The sequence below is a fragment of the Affinundibacterium fentianense genome (assembly GCF_018139545.1).
Taxonomy (GTDB): domain Bacteria; phylum Pseudomonadota; class Gammaproteobacteria; order Burkholderiales; family Burkholderiaceae_D; genus Undibacterium; species Undibacterium fentianense.
The window spans coordinates 428,290-445,245 of the sequence record NZ_JAGSPJ010000004.1 but is presented as its reverse complement, the minus strand read 5'-3'; the positions used below and the strand labels follow the sequence as shown (position 1 = coordinate 445,245).

Genomic DNA, 16,956 nt, shown 5'->3' with positions numbered 1-16,956 from the left:
ACGCCATTTCTCTCTATGACGCCTACTTACTCGTTCACGGTAGTGAGGGTTTGTGACGCATTCATCTATTAGCAAATAGAAAAAAGATATAAGAATTCTAGCGAAATGCCAAAAAAATAGGCGTATGCCAAATTAGCCATACGCCTTAAGGAGGGAACTTGTTTGAACTAGTCTTTATCAATACTTTTATCAAGCTGGCTAGTTCTAGAGAATTCTAGGATCAAAACTATTTGTAAAACACTACTTAGCTGTACCGTCACTGAATTCTCGCCTTCACGGAAAAAACCAGACGATTTAACGAACAGTCTTCCCAATTAACTCGCTTTCTTTCGCGTTGCAATCAAGCTAGCAATGATGGAGCTTGCAAGAATCGTCCCGATTACCGTGAGCGATACCGCAGTGGGTACGTGTATCCATTTCACGATCAACATCTTGATACCAACAAACATCAATACAAAAGCCAGACCGAATTTCAATAAATGGAAACGGTCAGCCATATCGGCAAGCAAGAAATACAGGGCTCGCAAACCCATGATCGCGAAAATATTCGATGTAAAAACAATGAAAGGATCGGTCGTCACAGCAAAAATCGCTGGGATAGAATCCACCGCAAACACCACATCCGAGATCTCAATCAGAATCAGAACCAGCAAAAGCGGTGTAAAGACACGTTTGCCATTCTGCACAATGCTAAATTTTTCCTCGTGGTATTCCTTGGTAAATGGCAATAGCTTCTTCGCAAATTTCAAGACTGGATTCGCTTCCATATCGGGCTCTTTTTCCGCGGCAACCATCATTCGCAAACCCGTAATGACTAAGAAGATGCCGAAAATATACAAAACCCAAGCAAACTGAGAAACAACCCAACTACCCGCCAAAATCATAATGACCCGCATCACAATTGCTCCGAGCACACCGTATAGCAAGACTTTGCGTTGATATTGTTCAGGTACAGCAAAATGACCGAAGATCATCAAAAATACGAATACATTATCGACCGACAGCGACTTTTCAATCACATAGCCTGTCAAAAACTCCATCGACTTACTCATTGCCGCCGCTTCGCCGACGATGTCTTTGAGATAAACATACATCCCAAAGTTAAATAATAGAGCTAAGGAGACCCAGATTAAGGACCAAATCGCCGCCTCTTTGACACTCACCTTGTGTGACTTGGATCCGCCTAGGGCAAAGATATCAAGAGCGAGCATACCTAGGACAAAAGCGATAAATGCGCCCCACATCCACGGTTGTGCAATAGTCTCTAACATTATTTAATCTCCCGAATTAACTCACGGTAGAACTACTGTTCTACCGTGAAATGAAACACGCTTTATTCTTTTTCCATAAAGCCAAGTAGTTGCAGCAAGCTAGTAAATAAATTGAAAATCGTAATGTATAAACTGACTGTCGCCATGATGTAGTTGGTTTCGCCGCCACGGACAATATTACTTGTCTCAAATAAAATCATACCGGACATCAGCAATACGAACGCCGCAGATACCGCCACGGATAAGGCTGGGATTTCAAAGAAAATCGCACCCAAGCCAGCAACAAACGCGACTAACACACCGACAGCTAAGAAACCACCCATAAAACTAAAGTCACGCTTTGAGATCAGTACGTAAGCGGACAAACCCATAAAAATCACTGCAGTCAGTCCCATCGCACTCATCACAATGCCGCTGCCACCCGACATACCGAGATAGCGGCTAATAATAGGACCTAGAGTGAGTCCCATAAAACCCGTCAGGGCAAACACAGATGCGATGCCCCAAGCGCTATTACGTAACTTCGTTGTTAAAAACAATAGGCCAAAATAGCCGATCAAGGTCACGATAATGCCAGGGCTTGGTAATGCCATCGCCATACTCAAACCAGCAGTCAATGCAGAAAACAACAATGTCATAGACAGCAACAAATAGGTGTTGCGCAGTACTTTATGTCCGCTTAGTACGCTGCTATCAACATAGTCCACTGTTTGCGCATCGCGCAGGGTGCCACGGTCTAAGATACTCATAGTTCTCTCCTAAAAATTCGGATGTAAAGCGTTTCCCAATTTGGGTAGCGCAAGTGTAGGCGAGACAAAGATGAAATAAAAGTCGATTATAGTTGTAAAATACTTCGTAAAAATCGATGCATTTCCAAATCAGATAATAAGGTAAGTAAGATGGCTAGTCTGAACTACAAGCATCTGCACTATTTTTGGGTCGTCGCAAAAACAGGCAGCATCGCGCGAGCCAGTGAACAACTGCACGTGACGCCACAAACGATCAGTGGACAATTGAGCCTATTCGAAGATGTGCAAGGTGAAGCTTTGTTTAACAAGAGCGGACGCAACTTGGAGTTAAACGAAGCTGGCCGTTTGGTCTTTGCGTATGCGGAAGAGATATTCTCTCTCGGCCAAGAACTCGAACAAGTTTTGCGCCACCATCCAACCGAGCGCACAGTACAACTCCGCGTTGGGGTATCGGACGCGGTCGCGAAAGCCGTTGCTTATAAGCTGTTGGAGCCCGCATTAAGCCTGCCGCAAACCTTAAGAATCAACTGCCGCGAAGGAAAATTGGAAGATTTACTTGGTGAATTGGCGCGTCATAAACTCGATATTGTCATCACCGATACACCAATGCCACCCAGCACAAATGTGCGAGGCTTTAACCATAAACTGGGCGAGTGCGGATTAAGTTTTTTTGCGACGCAAACACTACGCACGAAACATCCACAGACATTTCCTGCCTGTCTCAACGGTGCACCATTTCTATTGCCTGGTGAAGATTCTGCACTTCGCTCCAGACTAATGCATTGGTTTGAATTACAAGGCGTGCGTCCACGTATCGCTGGCGAATTTGACGATAGCGCATTGATGAGCGCATTTGGTGAAGCCGGCGTCGGCTTTTTCGCCAAGCCTAGTGCTATCGCTGACATGGTGATGCGCCAATACGATCTGGAGCTAGTGGGATCGACTGATGAGATTACCGAGCAATTTTTTGCGATCTCGGTTCAACGTAAGCTTACCCATCCAGCAGTACTGGCGATCAGTCAAGCAGCGCCTTTGACAAGAATCAGTTCCGCGAAGAGAAAATCAGAGGCAAAAAGCAAAGATGCTCGGTGATCCGCACAGCGACAGCATTCATAGACACAGCATGGGCAAAGGCAAGCAAAGCACGCGCTGAATCATTTCAGGCAAATTTCACACAAGGATACTCGCCCAGTCTATTCGACACAGATAGTGGGATGATGACTCATCCCACTATCTGTTACTGCAATACTGGTCGTGCATTCACGGCCTGAATCGGGCGATTATTGGGATGGTGAATAATATGCGAAAACGCTTCGACTTGCTCTTTCGAGACGGAGACCGGGGCCTTCATCACTAGCCATCGAACACCCTCAGTGCAAGGCGGTGTCGTCAAAGATCCATTGAAGCGATAGTAAGCACGTTTCTTTGGCAACAATTGATCGCCAGCCAAAGGCATATCCAAAGCTGCTTTTTGTTCTGCCTCCTTCGGCATTAGCGCCCAGATTTTTGCAAGCGCCTTATTTTCTGCCCCTTCTTTGAACATCACAGCAACGACGCTTAGATTACCGTCTTTATCAGCATGTACGAAATGCGCTTCGAGCGGAAATGACTTTCCGTTAATTTGATTTTCACTGGGGGAGTGGAAATGCACCTGCTTTAAATCAAACTGAAGATGATCGACGAGGATATGACTGCCGTTCATAAAGTTCATTTGTATCGTGTGACCATTATTAATCACCTCATTTCCGCCAGTGTGGTACGCAAACTGAATTGGCTTCAAGTTCGCTCGAATAAACCCCGTCAAATTAATGGGAGATTGATTCTTACCAGCACAGGCGCCATTCGCCTCACTTAATTTTGCCCATTCTGTAGGCCCACCAACACCGCTATACGACCATTTATGATCGTCAGCTGCCATGCCCATGCTCGATGCCAATGCCAGCGACGCAAACACTAAACTTGCTTTCATATTCCGCTCCCCCAAAGTTTGATTGTTGACAACCTCGACACAAGAAAAATGATAGACAAACTGAGTATAAGTTGATTTACACAATTTGCCAGTAGCATTTCAAGCTTGCGACTATTTATCCACAAATGGAAAGTACGAACTGCAAGTTTTTGTGAATTCGCCATAGCGCGACACAAAAAGTATCAATTCACTGACGTCGATTGAAACCAGCGATGTATGTTCTCTAACACTTCTCGATTGTTTGGTATAAAAGCATGGCTTGCTTGTATCGGCACGCACAGGTCCGCGTTGGGCAGACGTACTTCCTCAACGCTTAACATGCCATCATGCTGAATTTTGAATCCATCAAAAAAACCCAAAGGACCTAACCAAGGCCATACGCCATAAATACAAGCGATAGGAATGGGCGGAATGGCAATTCCTTGCATCGCTACCGAATCGCTTGTCAGCATTCCACATTCACGGGCAAACCAAGTAAAAATACGCCACTTATTTGTACGCTGTGCCAAACGCACAGCACGAACAGGGGAAGCCAACAAAACAAGTTTATCGGGCTTGCGTAAGCCTTCATTACAGTCTTGTAAAAGCTGTCGAATCAAGACGCCACCAAAGGAGTATCCAATTGCGAAATAGGCGCCTCGTGTTCCCACTTCCCTTAGACATCTCTGCAAACGTCCTTTAATTTCCAATAGTGATTGTGTCGAAGCGGAATAATCAAAACAGGTAACGGTATAACCAAGCTGGGTGAAATAACGGATCAGGCCGCTTCGCATGTACTGTTTACCGCCAATGCCGTCGACAAAAACTATTTGCATTTTATTCTCAATAGGGACATAACAAGCCTTTGTTCATTAAAAGAAGGCGAAAAAAAACCGTGTAAGCTTTGAAACATTACACGGTTATCAAGACGACTATTTTGGATATTTAATCGTCATTTCTTTCAACACATTATCCGCATGATCGACTTCTTTCATGATCCACAGCATGTAGCGAATATCGACGTGAATTGCTTTGGTAATCGCTGGGTCGAAGTACCAATCTTTGGTAATCGATTCGTAAGTCGAGTCAAAATTCAAACCAACTAATTCACCGCGTTTATTCATCACCGCAGAACCTGAATTGCCACCAGTGGTATCCGCACTAGACAAGAAATCGACTGGCACAGTACCCAAGACATTGTCTTTGAAAACACCATAACGCTTTTCCTTAATCGCTTGCAACAAAGGCGCTGGCGCGATGAAAGGATCTTTGCCCGTGTGTTTTTCAACGATGCCTTCGACCGTGGTAAATGGACCTTTGGTCACACCGTCACGTGGTGAATAAGAACCGACGTTACCGAAAGTCACGCGCAAAGTCGAGTTCGCATCAGGATAAACGGGCTTGCCTTGAGATTTCTTCCAGTTGATCACGGCTTGCATGTATTGCGGGATGATGAAATCGAGATTGCCGTCGACTTCTTTACGACGGTTTTCTAAAGACATCCCCACATCATGCAATTTCACCGCGAGCTGAATAAAAGCGTCATCTGACTGCAGGAAGGCGGCTTTATCTTTCTCCATCCACGCCAAGCGTTTCGCAGTGTCCGTCAATTGTGTTTTGTCGTACAAGGCTGCGGCGGCTTCTGCTGTCGGTAACAAGGCATCCAAGCCGGCGGGATGGACCGCCAACTTCGCATAACGCGTTAAACCAGCCGTCAAGCGAGCACGATCCACCTTAGTCAAAAAGGATTGTTCCAAGCGAGTCAGGCGACCTTTGATAAAAGCGAGGTCACGTTCTTGGTAACCGCCTTCACGCTGCGCGTTTGGTTTCTCTTTTTCCAACGCGAGACGATACAGGCTACGTGCGCTAGAGAATAAGTCACTATTGGTGGCGACGGCATAGGCCAGTTCTTCCTGTGACAAGGCCATGTCTTCAGCAATCACAGCATCGAGTTTCGCCAATAAGGCTTTAGATTCTGCGGAATTTTTGCTCGAACCGATTAACCAATTACGAAACTCTGCATCTTGTGCATCTTTAATCGCTGCAATGTCTTTGCGTGCAAAACCATCGATCAAACCTTGGGTTTTCTTTAGACGATTATTGATACCTTTAACCACGCTAGCGTAACGCACTTCATCGTCCGCATTACCTTTAGTGGCGGCTTCGATGGTGGCGATATCGGCCAACATTTCTGCTGCACGCAATGGGTAATCGGTGTCGCGCGCAAAGCGAATTTCAGACGGCAATTTATAACGACTAGTGCGACCTGGATAACCAGCTAACAAAATCGGATCACCATTTTTCAAACCTTCAGCCGACACCACCAAAAAATCTTTAGATTTGTACGGCACATTCTCTGGCGATGGATCCGCTGGACGACCATCTTTGCCGACATAAGCACGCAAGAAAGAGAAGTCCCCAGTGTGACGTGGCCATTCAAAATTATCGATGTCGCCACCGTAATTACCGATCATGTCGGCTGGGGCGTAGACCAAACGTACATCGCGTATCATCATTTGGCGTATGCGATAGTATTCGAGGCCACGATGAAAGCTAGGCACGGAACAACGATAGGCCTTGTCTTGTTCACAATCAGCGATAATTTTTTTGATGCGACTTTGTATCAAATCACGACGTTCACGTCCTGACATTTTGTCGTTCAAGCCTGCTGTTACCTCTTTCGTGACGTTTTCCACTTTGTCAGTAATGTAGACACGTGTGCTGGCACCTGCTGGCAATTCTTCGGCGCGGGTTTTAGCTAAAAAGCCATCCGTAATGTAGTTTTTCTTGGCACTGGAATTGCGTTGTATCGCATCGTAAGCACAATGATGATTGGTGACGATCAAGCCTTCTGGCGACACAAACGAGGCCGAGCAGCCGCCAGTTGAGACGATGGCGCTCATAGGATGTTTGGATAAATCGGCTAATTTTTCGGCAGGAATAGTGATGCCCACTTTTTTGAGCTCCGCCTTTAGTTGGGGCAACTGATATGGTTGCCATTGGCCTTCATCAGCTTGAACTTGGGCACTAAAAGCCAATAAAGCTGCAGGTACGACGAGTTTTTTGAACAATTTGGTCTCCTTCAAGGCGCTCAATCGCGCGTAAGAGCGCGAGTATATCGCTGTTCAGAGTCGAATCCAAACGATACGTCGAGCGCTTGATGTGCGGCAAACCTAGCATGGCTTGCAAGACAATAAATTAAAACGAAACAAAGCTTGCGATTGCTTTTGTCTATCCGACAAAATGCGATGTTGCGTTCACGCTAGGCATGCTTACGATAGCAGGTGCAATTGCTGCACTTTATGAATCAATTGCACCACGTTATTCACTTGTAACTTACGCATGATGTTTTCTCGGTGCTTATCCACGGTCTTGGCCGACAAACTCAATTCATCAGCCACTTCTTGTGTCGCTTTACCGTGATAGATTCTCGCTAAAATCTGCAATTCTCTTGGCGTCAAATCCGTTTCAATCGCATCGATCTGTTGCTGAACCGCGTCTGGAATTGACTGACGACCCGCTAGAACTTGCTGAAGACTTTCAAGCAGTTGTGTGGCAGAGCTTTCTTTTTGCAACACAGCATCGGCCTTAGCATCGCGCAATTGTTTCAGCACCATTCCGGAATTAGCGCCTGTTAGAGCAATAATTTTCAAGTCGGTATAGCGTTGTTTACAGTAGGCGAGAACGGCACTCGATTCACCACCTGGCATATGATAATCAAGTATCATCAAATCAATTGGTTGTGACTGCAATGTCACCATCACTTCTGACAGGTCGCCAACCTCAGCAACCACCTCATAATTCGGCACAGATTGCAAAAGTAACTTTAAACCTTGGCGAAAAATCGCATGGTCATCTGCCAATAGAATTTTGATCGTGTTCGACATCAGAAAAAAGACCAGAAGGAAAGTAAGGCTGGATGATAAAATAAATTCATCGAGTTGATGCAGATCATATCGCGGCAAACAACACACCCATGCGCTTTCTTTTTATTTTCTTTGTACTGATATGCGAGCTGACTTTGGCAAGTCCACTTTCGGAATGTCAATTTCATCAGGAGAACGCGCCGATCTCTTTACAAGCCTGTACACGCTATCTCAACACAACAGAGATCCAGCAGCGCTTTCCTGACTTGCCAATTTCGAATGAATTTGGAAGCTGGGCGCTGGTTCAATTTCAGGTCCCAAAAGCAAATTACTTTCTCGACCTAGGCATTCCAGATGCTTACCAACTCCAAATCTTCGAGATCCATGCGACAGAATTGCGAACACTCTTAATCCTCAATGAGGATGCCCGCTTTCAAGCACGACCTGTTCTAAATCGAAGCCTCCTGTTGCCGCTCTCGTCACAGGGCACGCCTCAAACAATTCTGATCCACTACCGTACCCACGGCAAAACACCGCTATTCCTTCGCCTTTTTGAACAAACACGCTTTGCACAAGGCGATACGACAAGTATTCTCTTCCATGGTGCGGTATTCGGTTTGCTTATTTTTTTAGCGCCAGTCCTAATCATCGCCTTTCAATCAGCACACAATCGCCACTATCGTTACTACGCGGGCTTAGTACTATGCAATCTTGCGTTCTTGACGCAGGTTGAAGGTTACAACTTTCAATTTTTGTGGCCAGAGTCACCACATTGGAATCGGCAAGCGCCTGGTTTTATCGCGTGTTGCATCACGTTTTTCCACATCCTCTTTGCAATTCAATTTTTACAAATTCGTCAGCGCATGACGTCTCTGTATCTCGCGCATGTCGGATTGTTGATAGCTATACTCTGCACGGCATTGTTTCATCTCATTACTGATTTGGAACTGTTTATTGGTGGAATGACGAGCGCATATGCCGTCTTCGCCGTGTATACCGCCTATCGAGCGATCCAGATTCGAATTCCTGCTGCCCGATTCTATTTCGTCGGCAGTATTGTTCAAGTGTCGTTTGTGCCTGGACTACTCATGTTTAGTATCACGGTATTCAATCCATTTCCAAGCCTATCCGTGCTCAGTTATCCTAAACTTGGCTACCTCGCCGAAATGATCTTTTTTACGATCGCCGTAGGTGAGCAAATTCGGCTTTTCAACCAACGACAGGCCGAACAACGTATCCTCAGATTAGCTGAAACAGAGCAACTACTCAAAGCGGAGCAAGAAAAATTACTTGCTATCGAGCGGGCACGGCAACAGCAACTACAACTTGCTTCCGCTAGTCACGATATTGCGCAACCTCTCGCATCCCTTCGCTTTGCGGTCGCTGCGCTCGGACAAAGTAAAGAAAGTAAGCCGATCGCAAATCATGTCGAACAAACTTTGAACTATGCACAAAATCTCTTACATGAATTGATTGTGCAAAGTAGAGAAGCACAATCAACAGAAGTCAGTGATCAATTCGAACTAGCCAACGTACTACAACAATTGGCTCGCGAATTTGAACCACAAGCACATCGAAAAGGCCTCACTTTATCGATACATTCAAGCACACTTTTTTCACAAGGTTCGGCGCACTTGCTCTACCGAATTTTGAGCAATTTGCTCTCCAATGCGATTCGTTACACGCAAAAGGGGCGAGTAATAGTTGGCGTTCGCCGACGTCCACAAACAATCGAAATTCAAGTTTGGGATACGGGTCTAGGCATTCCTGATCATCAATACAACCGCCTCATACATGCATTTCAACAAGGACAAACGCCAGATCAAGGTCGTGAAGGCTATGGTTTAGGCTTATTTATCGTACATACTTTGTGTCAACAGTGCGGCTATCAACTCTCCGTACATCGAGTCAATAAGGGAGGCAGCGGTTTTTGCTTGAACATCCCCTACACCTTGAATGCTTCAATCCAGCCTCCAAGGCAAAACATTCACCAATTTCGACAAACTTAGATCGGCATAGTCTGCACAATTTTGCGGATTTGCTGAGCTTGTTCCTCACGGAGTTAACCAGAATAACAACAGAATTTCTTGCCTCGTTGAATATTTCTTTTCGGAATTGTTTCTGAGTGCTAAGGTTTTATTCATCAGAATCAACAAAGATCTGAATGATATGAACGATTTCACCACGGGAGTTTGCTCTATGAAAAAAAGTATTCTTGCAGCCAGCCTAATGTCGATAGCATTTTCAGCATCGGCTGGCGTTTTATCTTGTGATGATTTGAAAGCAAAAATTGAGAAAAAAGTGGCCGGCAAAGGCGTCAAGGAATACAACATGGTCGTGGTCACAAAAGACACTAAAATGGCTGGTCGCGTTTTAGGCACCTGTGAAAAAGGATCAATGAAAATTATTCACGAGAAGAAAAAATCCAAGACAGCGGAAAAATCCGAATAAAAACGGAAGCGCAATCAAGAACGCCAAGTTAAGCGATTGCGTACGTTTTTTAAAATGTAATTTCGATAGTAGAAAGGGCACTGTTTACCACCAAACAGTGCCCTTCATTTTATGAGGAATTGCTTACTCACAAGTCGATAAGTCGCCAAGGACTTATGGTTGCATCCGTTTATCTTCGAGCACTTCACCAGCAGCTAACGCCGTTTTTTCATGTCCTGGTTCACGCCATTTTTCACGCAATGCCTCTGTCTGCCATTGCTGCATGCTCGGCAAGGCCAACATTCGCTTTACATAGGCGAGTGCTTGCGGATTCATACTCAATCCATAGGTTTGAATACGAAACACGACAGGTGCGAAGAATGCATCAACAGCAGTAAATTTCTCGCCAGCCAAGAATGGGCCGCCAAACCGATTCAAACCTTCACACCATAGTTCATTCAGGCGATCAATCTCCGCTTGTAGTTCAGGAGCTATTTCTTTCAATTTGATACGCAAACCAACATGCATTGTGCAGGTGCCGCGTAAATGGTTAAAACCAGAATGCATTTCAGCCGTAGCACACCGCGCCCAAATTTTCGCCTTCGGGTCAGTGGGCCAAACGCCCCCGTGACGATCCGATAAATACTCAATAATCGCTAACGAATCCCAGATGACAGATTCGCCATCATGCAAGCAAGGAACTTTACCCGCAGGGGAGAATTTTCTAAATGCTTCCCAATTGCTTCCAGTTGCAAAAGTGACCAACTTTTCTTCAAATAGTAGTTCAAGCTCGCGCATCATGATCCAAGGTCGTAGGGACCAAGATGAATAGACTTTGTTCGCGATAAAAAGTGTGTACATGTGAGACCTCGTATGAACAATGTGAAAGGTAAGGCAGGGGATAAATGGAGAAGAAAATTTCCGATTTTAAGACACATTTTTCATGTCTGATCATGGCTATTATGACTGAGTTTGCATGGTCTTAGTTCCCAAAAAATTGTTTTCTGTATGCGATGGGACTCGTCGATGTGATCCGCTTGAATTGCCGACGAAATGTTTCTTCTGAACCAAATCCAGTGAGCTCTACAATCCGCGATAAACTCGTCGTCGAAGTCTCCAACAGCTCTTTGGCGATAGCCACCCGCTCGCGCGCAATCCATTCCTTTGGTGTACAGTGAGTCAACTCGAGAAACTGCCTCTGCAAAGTTCGTTCACTCATCGCGGCGCGTTGCGCAAGTTCGGGTAAGCTGTGGCTACGAGTTGGATGCGCTCGGATCCAATCCAGCAACTGGGACAATCGCCCACGTTCATCCTGCGCAATCGGACGAGGAATAAATTGCGCTTGCCCTCCTTCGCGATGGGGAGGGATGACAAGACGTTGCGCAACTTGGTTCGCAATTTTGACGCCATAATCTTTTCTGACCAAATAGAGCAGCATATCCAAACCAGCGGCTGACCCAGCGGAACTGATAATTTGTCCATCATCGACATACAAATCATCGGGCTCAACCTGCAAACGGGGATAAGTTGAACGCAACTTTTCCGCGTAGCGCCAATGGGTTGTCACTCTTCGCTCATCTAAAATACCTGCTGCGGCGAGGACAAAAATGCCTGAGCAAATCGTGCAAAAACGAACGCCTCGCGAGTATGCGGCTCGAATTTTTTTTATTAGTTCAAGTGGCGGTATCTCATCGGTATCACGCCACCCCGGGATGACGATAATGTCGCCACGTTTAAGCTGATCCAACCTTCGTAGTGCGTAAGGTGCTTCGACTAGGATGCCGCCAGCAGCACGTAATTTTCCCGCTTCGATCGCACAAACTTGAAACCGATACCAATCAACGTTTAGTTCTGGACGTTCCAGTGAAAACAATTCGACAGCGCAGGCAAATTCAAACGTGCAAAGACGATCATAGGCGAGGGCGATGACAAGTGGCGCTGACATGGATTGAATACAAGTATCGAAGTTGTTCCAACGCAGGATGACGTTTTATGACCGAATACTGTCATTTACGTCACTATACAGTGATTTTGCCAGCGCGCACAATCTTCTTGTTTTCAACCCTGCTTTTTACTCAAGGAGAATATTTATGACCACGAATGCTGTACTCGAAGTTGCCGCCGCCACTAGTGCGGATGCCTTTCAACGTTTTGCCTCGAGTCTGCAATACGAGACGGATTGTTGGGATGTGCATGAGGCATTCACACTAGGCGATCCCGGATTCGTTCTTTTCGATGTACGTAATCAAGATGAGTTTCAAGGTGGCCACATTGGGGGCGCTATCCATATGATGCGCGGTAAAATGATCGCGTCCAAGCTGGCGGTCTATCCGGCCAATACCCTTTTCGTGGTTTATTGTGCGGGACCACACTGCAACGGTGCGACCAAAGCGGCAATGGTTCTTGCTAAATTGGGCCGTCCAGTTAAGGTTATGTTAGGCGGGATCACCGGTTGGCTCGATCAAGGATACCCACTGACTAAGTCTGTCGATCCGTCTATCATTCGATAACTTGTTTCGCGCGCTTCGCGTATTCGCTATGCTTTGTTTACATTTGGAATGCAAATGTCGGAAAGTTTAGCGAATTTGATTATGCTTCTTTCGTCATGTTAGAAGGACGGTCGAATCAAGACCATGCGTTTCCTTCACTTTATATTCTGATGATTCAATCATAATGGGAGACGTGCTGTGGCCAATACTGATTCGTTCAAAGCGCGCCGTAAGTTTTTACAGGGTTCTGTATCTATCAGTGCGCTCTCGCTCAGTTCTTTCACTCATGCTGTAGGAACGAAGAAAATCCGCGTTTTACCTTCACGTGCACAGGCGATCCCACTCAAGCAAGTTCGTTTGCTCGCATCTCCTTACCTTCAAGCGCTCAAAGCGAACCGCGCGTACTTATTACGCTTGGATGCAAACCGATTTCTTCACAATTACCATCGATTTGCAGGACTTCCTACTAAGGGGAAAATCTACGGTGGATGGGAGTCCGACACTATTGCGGGAGAAGGATTAGGCCATTATTTATCTGCCTTGGCACTGATGTTCGCGCAGACTGGTGAACCAGAGTTCCGCGACAGAATTGACTATATCGTTACGGAACTGGCACAGGTGCAATCTGCACACGGTGATGGCTACATTGGTGGCTTCATGCGCAAGCGTCACGATGGCAGTATCGTCGACGGTAAGGAAATATTTGCAGAAATGTTACAGGGAGAAATTCGTTCTGCCGGATTTGATTTGAATGGGTGCTGGGTTCCTTTCTACAATTGGCATAAAGTGATGGCTGGCTTACTTGATGCCCACGCCTTAGCTGAGAATGAACAGGCCTTGCAGGTTTTGATTGGTTTGGCGACGTATATTGATCGCTTTTTTTCAGCAGTAAATGACCAGCAATTGCAACAGATACTGCATTGCGAACATGGCGGTATCAATGAGAGTTTCGCCGAGTTGTACACGCGTCATAAGGACGCTAGATGGTTGGCACTAGCTGTGCGACTGTACCATCGGCAGGTACTCGACCCGTTACAAGCGCAACGTGACGAATTGGCCAACACGCATGCCAATACGCAAATTCCTAAATTGATTGGGCTTGCTCGTTTGTTCGAAGTGAACGGTGATAGCCGACACGCAGAGACTGCACGTTTCTTTTGGAACAGGGTCACGCGCCACCACAGTTACGTAATCGGTGGTCAAGGTGATAGGGAATATTTTTTCGAACCAGATACGATCGCCAAGCATCTTACTGAACAAACCTGTGAGGCATGCTGCAGCTACAACATGCTGAAATTGACTCGGCATTTGTATAGCTGGTCACCTGAGGCACACTATTTTGATTACTACGAGCGTACCCATCTCAACCATATCTTAGCGCATCAAAATCCTGCGACCGGCATGTTCACCTACATGACACCGTTGATGGCCGGTGTCCCCCGTGAATTTTCAAGCGAGGAGAACGACTTTTGGTGTTGTGTCCTCTCCGGAATGGAAAGTCACGCCAAACATGGCGATTCCATCTATTGGCATGCCGACGACTGTCTCTTTATTAATTTGTACATTCCGTCGAAGATCGATTGGCAGCAGCAATCAATGCAATGTGAATTGGAGACTGCTTACCCTTATCACGGCGACATTCGCTTTCGAATTGCGCAGTCAAACACAAAAAAAAAGCTACGGATGGCGTTCCGTATTCCAGCATGGGCTTCTCATTTTGAGCTCAAGTTGAACGGTGAAAAGCTTCCTTTTACCATTGAGAAATCTTATGCCATTATCGATCGTCAATGGCACTCAGGCGATCTGGTACAGCTGAGTTTGCCGTTGCATTTGCGTATGGAAGCAAGTCCAGGAAATCCCCGTATTGCTTCATTTTTACGCGGCCCATTGGTGCTCAGCGCAGATTTAGGTGCGAGTCAGGATCCATTTGACGGGGTCGCACCTGCCATAGTTGGAAACCAATTGTTGCGTGCATTCACACCGATTCAACAGAATGCAGCGCACTATCAAACAAAAGGAATTGGTCGTCCCAGAGATTTCCAATTCAAACCATTTTATGCGCAATATCTGCGTCGTTCTGCTGCTTACTTTGCGATCTTTAGTGACGATGAATGGGCGATTGCTGAGACACAATTCAAAGAGGAACAAGCTCGTCAGCAAGAATTGAATGCACGCGCTGTCGATGTGATGCATTTGGGGGAAATGCAGGCTGAGCGGGATCATCAGCTTGAAGCAGACATTTCCTATCCCGTCGTTTATCGAGGTCGAAATGGTCGCGATGCGCGAACCGGCGGTTTTTTTAGTTTTAAGATGCGAGTGAAGCGTGGCTCACTGGTATTACATGCGACTTATTCCGGGGAAGAAAAGAACCGAGATTTTAGTATCAGTGTAGATGGTACCGAGATTGCCCATGTTGTCCTAAATGGCAATAGGGCGGGTGAATTTATTGAACAAGAGTATCCGATTCCTGAAGTTTTAACTCAGGATAAGAATCAAATCCTAATTCGATTTACGCCACTGAATGGTCGCACTGCTGGGCCCGTTTTTGGTTGCCGACTTTATACCGTTAAGTAGGTTCACAGTATTTGGATAGTCAGGCGACGCCACACCTTGGTTTTTTCGAATCGGGCAGCGATAGACATTCTTGGATTCGAGGCGGGCTCAATGGTTATTCATTTTAAAGGCAGCATACATGTCTCGGCTCCATGTTTGATTCCGTCGCCCGCTCACTAGCCGTGCAAAGTCTTTCAACATTTGCCAACGTGCGTTTCCTGCGGGATAGCACTTCACATAATGGCGATTCCCTTTCTTGCCAGCTCGCCAAGGGGTAGAGATGAGGCATTGCTTATCTGTCTGCGCTATTCGCTTAAGGGCGGGCAAATAGTCTGGGTTGTACACAGGATCAGAGTAGGGCGTGTTGGGCTGAATACCTCCATAGACGAAAGGAACATTGGCGGCCATAGCGACGATGTTCTTGATCGGTTGTAGCCTTAAATCGTGCAACTCGGGTGAGCACTGGTCATTGTTGGATAAAACCAGCAATTCAAGCTGGGAATTTTTCGTCATGTAGATGTGTATGTTGGTACCAAAATTGGCGAAAGGTTGCTCGACGAAATCCCCAAACATATATTCCAAGGACGCCAACAGTGGTTGGATACTTGGAAATGCCGAGCGCCCGACGAGTAGATTACAAATTGCACGGATCCCCGATAAGGATTGAGGGTGATGCTGCTTGCGAAATATTTTTTCAGCGTCTGGATGACACAGTGCATCAAGGCTGACCCGGTGTTGTCCACTAGCGAAAGCAAAGTACCCAAAGAGCGCGAAGGTCGAGCCTGAGAAAGCATGTATCTCGTGTAGTTGACTCAAACCATTCATACCGATCGCGTTCAACATAAAATACTGTTTGGTAAAACTTGGACCGGTGCTGTCGAGGATGAGACTCGTTTGCTCGTAGGCGTAGCTGTCAAAGTGAGTTTGAACTTCTTGCTCAATTTGGCTTTTTAGCTTGATTAAATCATTTGGGATCTGCATTTTGACTCCGAGTTTCGGTGCATCACTTTTTGTTTTCTTGTGCTGATGGGAAGATGGACAACTTTACTGTCGTAGGGTCCATCTATTTAGGATTTGGCGGTTCTGCAATAGGTTTGGAATATTGGTCTGGCTGAGTGGTGTCTGTTGTCGACTGCGTTGCCCCATTTTTGGACTGAGATTCCAGAATCCGATTAGCGAGTTGAATTTTTATGGCATTTGCCTTCACTAGTTGACTGCTTTCGACATAGGATTCGGATCTTGGTTGTTGCCTCACCAGTTCATAAAAATCGGCCAAGGGTCCTCGTTTTATTTCGTTCGTCTCATTAATTTCAATTTGCACTGGTTTCTCTTGCCTATGACTGCTTCCTTGTTGTGTGCGACGAGAAACAAGCTCGCTGTCTATTTTGTTCTGTTGTGCATGGACGGAGGTGACGGCAAACGACATCATGCTGCTCAAAACCAAGGAAGCGAAGGCGTTGGCGGACGTAATGGTAGGAAAGAAGCTTGTTGGATATTTCATAATTTTCTCACTTAGGACTGGGGATGTTCACTACGGGTTTAGCTCGGTTTAGCAAGACAAGCGCGCTATGCTTTGTAACTTGCAAATTGCAAGTTACAAAGCATAGTACTTCATAGACTTTCATTTTGCAAGCTTGTAAAATGAAAGAT

The 16,956-nt window shown here is 45.9% G+C and carries 15 protein-coding genes; 5 read left to right on the top strand and 10 right to left on the bottom strand.

The genetic code is table 11. The features are described 5' to 3' along the window. Positions 1 to 314: 314 nt before the first annotated feature. Together KDM90_RS11710 and KDM90_RS11705 are read right to left on the bottom strand one after the other, a co-directional pair. Positions 315 to 1,271: a TerC family protein gene (locus KDM90_RS11710; protein ID WP_212675782.1), complete on the bottom strand. Its 957-nt coding sequence runs from the start codon at positions 1,269 to 1,271 to the stop codon at positions 315 to 317. Between the two features lie 62 nt (positions 1,272 to 1,333). Next, positions 1,334 to 2,020, bottom strand: a complete 687-nt coding sequence (locus tag KDM90_RS11705) for a Bax inhibitor-1/YccA family protein (RefSeq protein ID WP_212675781.1) — start codon at positions 2,018 to 2,020, stop codon at positions 1,334 to 1,336. 150 nt (positions 2,021 to 2,170) lie between these two features. Between KDM90_RS11705 and nhaR the strand changes: the two genes are divergently transcribed. Then, the gene (nhaR, locus tag KDM90_RS11700; protein ID WP_212675780.1) at positions 2,171 to 3,112 is read left to right on the top strand and encodes a transcriptional activator NhaR; all 942 of its coding nucleotides are present in this window, start codon (positions 2,171 to 2,173) and stop codon (positions 3,110 to 3,112) included. A gap of 145 nt (positions 3,113 to 3,257) precedes the next feature. Here nhaR and KDM90_RS11695 read toward each other — a convergent pair whose 3' ends face one another. The 4 genes from KDM90_RS11695 to KDM90_RS11680 form a co-directional block, all read right to left on the bottom strand. Next, positions 3,258 to 3,989, bottom strand: coding sequence for a carbonic anhydrase (locus KDM90_RS11695; RefSeq protein WP_212675779.1), 732 nt, complete (start codon positions 3,987 to 3,989; stop codon positions 3,258 to 3,260). Between the two features lie 182 nt (positions 3,990 to 4,171). Beyond that, the gene (locus KDM90_RS11690) at positions 4,172 to 4,804 is read right to left on the bottom strand and encodes an alpha/beta hydrolase family protein (protein WP_212675778.1); all 633 of its coding nucleotides are present in this window, start codon (positions 4,802 to 4,804) and stop codon (positions 4,172 to 4,174) included. A 96-nt stretch (positions 4,805 to 4,900) separates the two neighbouring features. Further along, a complete protein-coding gene (locus tag KDM90_RS11685) occupies positions 4,901 to 7,039 on the bottom strand; it encodes a S46 family peptidase (RefSeq protein WP_212675777.1) in 2,139 nt (712 codons plus the stop codon). A gap of 201 nt (positions 7,040 to 7,240) precedes the next feature. Then, positions 7,241 to 7,855, bottom strand: coding sequence for a LuxR C-terminal-related transcriptional regulator (locus KDM90_RS11680; protein WP_212675776.1), 615 nt, complete (start codon positions 7,853 to 7,855; stop codon positions 7,241 to 7,243). Positions 7,856 to 7,989: 134 nt separating this feature from the next. Here KDM90_RS11680 and KDM90_RS11675 point away from each other — a divergent pair, with 134 nt between their 5' ends. After that, positions 7,990 to 9,843: a sensor histidine kinase gene (locus KDM90_RS11675; protein WP_212675775.1), complete on the top strand. Its 1,854-nt coding sequence runs from the start codon at positions 7,990 to 7,992 to the stop codon at positions 9,841 to 9,843. Positions 9,844 to 10,033: 190 nt separating this feature from the next. Beyond that, positions 10,034 to 10,285 (top strand): DUF1161 domain-containing protein, encoded by a 252-nt coding sequence (locus KDM90_RS11670; protein WP_212675774.1) that lies wholly within the window; start codon positions 10,034 to 10,036, stop codon positions 10,283 to 10,285. Positions 10,286 to 10,438: 153 nt separating this feature from the next. Here KDM90_RS11670 and KDM90_RS11665 read toward each other — a convergent pair whose 3' ends face one another. Next, entirely contained in the window at positions 10,439 to 11,125 is a 687-nt protein-coding gene (locus KDM90_RS11665; RefSeq protein ID WP_212675773.1) for a glutathione S-transferase family protein, read from the bottom strand. A gap of 121 nt (positions 11,126 to 11,246) precedes the next feature. Then, positions 11,247 to 12,209: a transcriptional regulator FtrA gene (gene ftrA / locus KDM90_RS11660; RefSeq protein WP_212675772.1), complete on the bottom strand. Its 963-nt coding sequence runs from the start codon at positions 12,207 to 12,209 to the stop codon at positions 11,247 to 11,249. Between the two features lie 145 nt (positions 12,210 to 12,354). Between ftrA and KDM90_RS11655 the strand changes: the two genes are divergently transcribed. Continuing rightward, entirely contained in the window at positions 12,355 to 12,774 is a 420-nt protein-coding gene (locus KDM90_RS11655; protein ID WP_212675771.1) for a rhodanese-like domain-containing protein, read from the top strand. Positions 12,775 to 12,951: 177 nt separating this feature from the next. Next, the gene (locus KDM90_RS11650; protein WP_329605321.1) at positions 12,952 to 15,327 is read left to right on the top strand and encodes a glycoside hydrolase family 127 protein; all 2,376 of its coding nucleotides are present in this window, start codon (positions 12,952 to 12,954) and stop codon (positions 15,325 to 15,327) included. Positions 15,328 to 15,414: 87 nt separating this feature from the next. Here KDM90_RS11650 and KDM90_RS11645 read toward each other — a convergent pair whose 3' ends face one another. Beyond that, on the bottom strand, positions 15,415 to 16,287 hold the full coding sequence (locus KDM90_RS11645) for a hypothetical protein (protein WP_212675770.1): 873 nt from the start codon (positions 16,285 to 16,287) through the stop codon (positions 15,415 to 15,417). Between the two features lie 82 nt (positions 16,288 to 16,369). Further along, on the bottom strand, positions 16,370 to 16,807 hold the full coding sequence (locus KDM90_RS11640; protein WP_212675769.1) for a hypothetical protein: 438 nt from the start codon (positions 16,805 to 16,807) through the stop codon (positions 16,370 to 16,372). Positions 16,808 to 16,956: the final 149 nt, after the last annotated feature.

Excerpts from the sequence above, each read along its gene's own strand:
- KDM90_RS11710 (WP_212675782.1), bottom strand. The coding sequence starts at position 1,271 with ATGTTAGAGACTATTGCACAACCGTGGATGTGGGGCGCATTTATCGCT.
- KDM90_RS11705 (WP_212675781.1), bottom strand. The coding sequence starts at position 2,020 with ATGAGTATCTTAGACCGTGGCACCCTGCGCGATGCGCAAACAGTGGAC.
- nhaR (WP_212675780.1), top strand. The coding sequence starts at position 2,171 with ATGGCTAGTCTGAACTACAAGCATCTGCACTATTTTTGGGTCGTCGCA.
- KDM90_RS11695 (WP_212675779.1), bottom strand. The coding sequence starts at position 3,989 with ATGAAAGCAAGTTTAGTGTTTGCGTCGCTGGCATTGGCATCGAGCATG.
- KDM90_RS11690 (WP_212675778.1), bottom strand. The coding sequence starts at position 4,804 with ATGCAAATAGTTTTTGTCGACGGCATTGGCGGTAAACAGTACATGCGA.
- KDM90_RS11680 (WP_212675776.1), bottom strand. The coding sequence starts at position 7,855 with ATGTCGAACACGATCAAAATTCTATTGGCAGATGACCATGCGATTTTT.
- KDM90_RS11670 (WP_212675774.1), top strand. The coding sequence starts at position 10,034 with ATGAAAAAAAGTATTCTTGCAGCCAGCCTAATGTCGATAGCATTTTCA.
- KDM90_RS11665 (WP_212675773.1), bottom strand. The coding sequence starts at position 11,125 with ATGTACACACTTTTTATCGCGAACAAAGTCTATTCATCTTGGTCCCTA.
- ftrA (WP_212675772.1), bottom strand. The coding sequence starts at position 12,209 with ATGTCAGCGCCACTTGTCATCGCCCTCGCCTATGATCGTCTTTGCACG.
- KDM90_RS11655 (WP_212675771.1), top strand. The coding sequence starts at position 12,355 with ATGACCACGAATGCTGTACTCGAAGTTGCCGCCGCCACTAGTGCGGAT.
- KDM90_RS11645 (WP_212675770.1), bottom strand. The coding sequence starts at position 16,287 with ATGCAGATCCCAAATGATTTAATCAAGCTAAAAAGCCAAATTGAGCAA.
- KDM90_RS11640 (WP_212675769.1), bottom strand. The coding sequence starts at position 16,807 with ATGAAATATCCAACAAGCTTCTTTCCTACCATTACGTCCGCCAACGCC.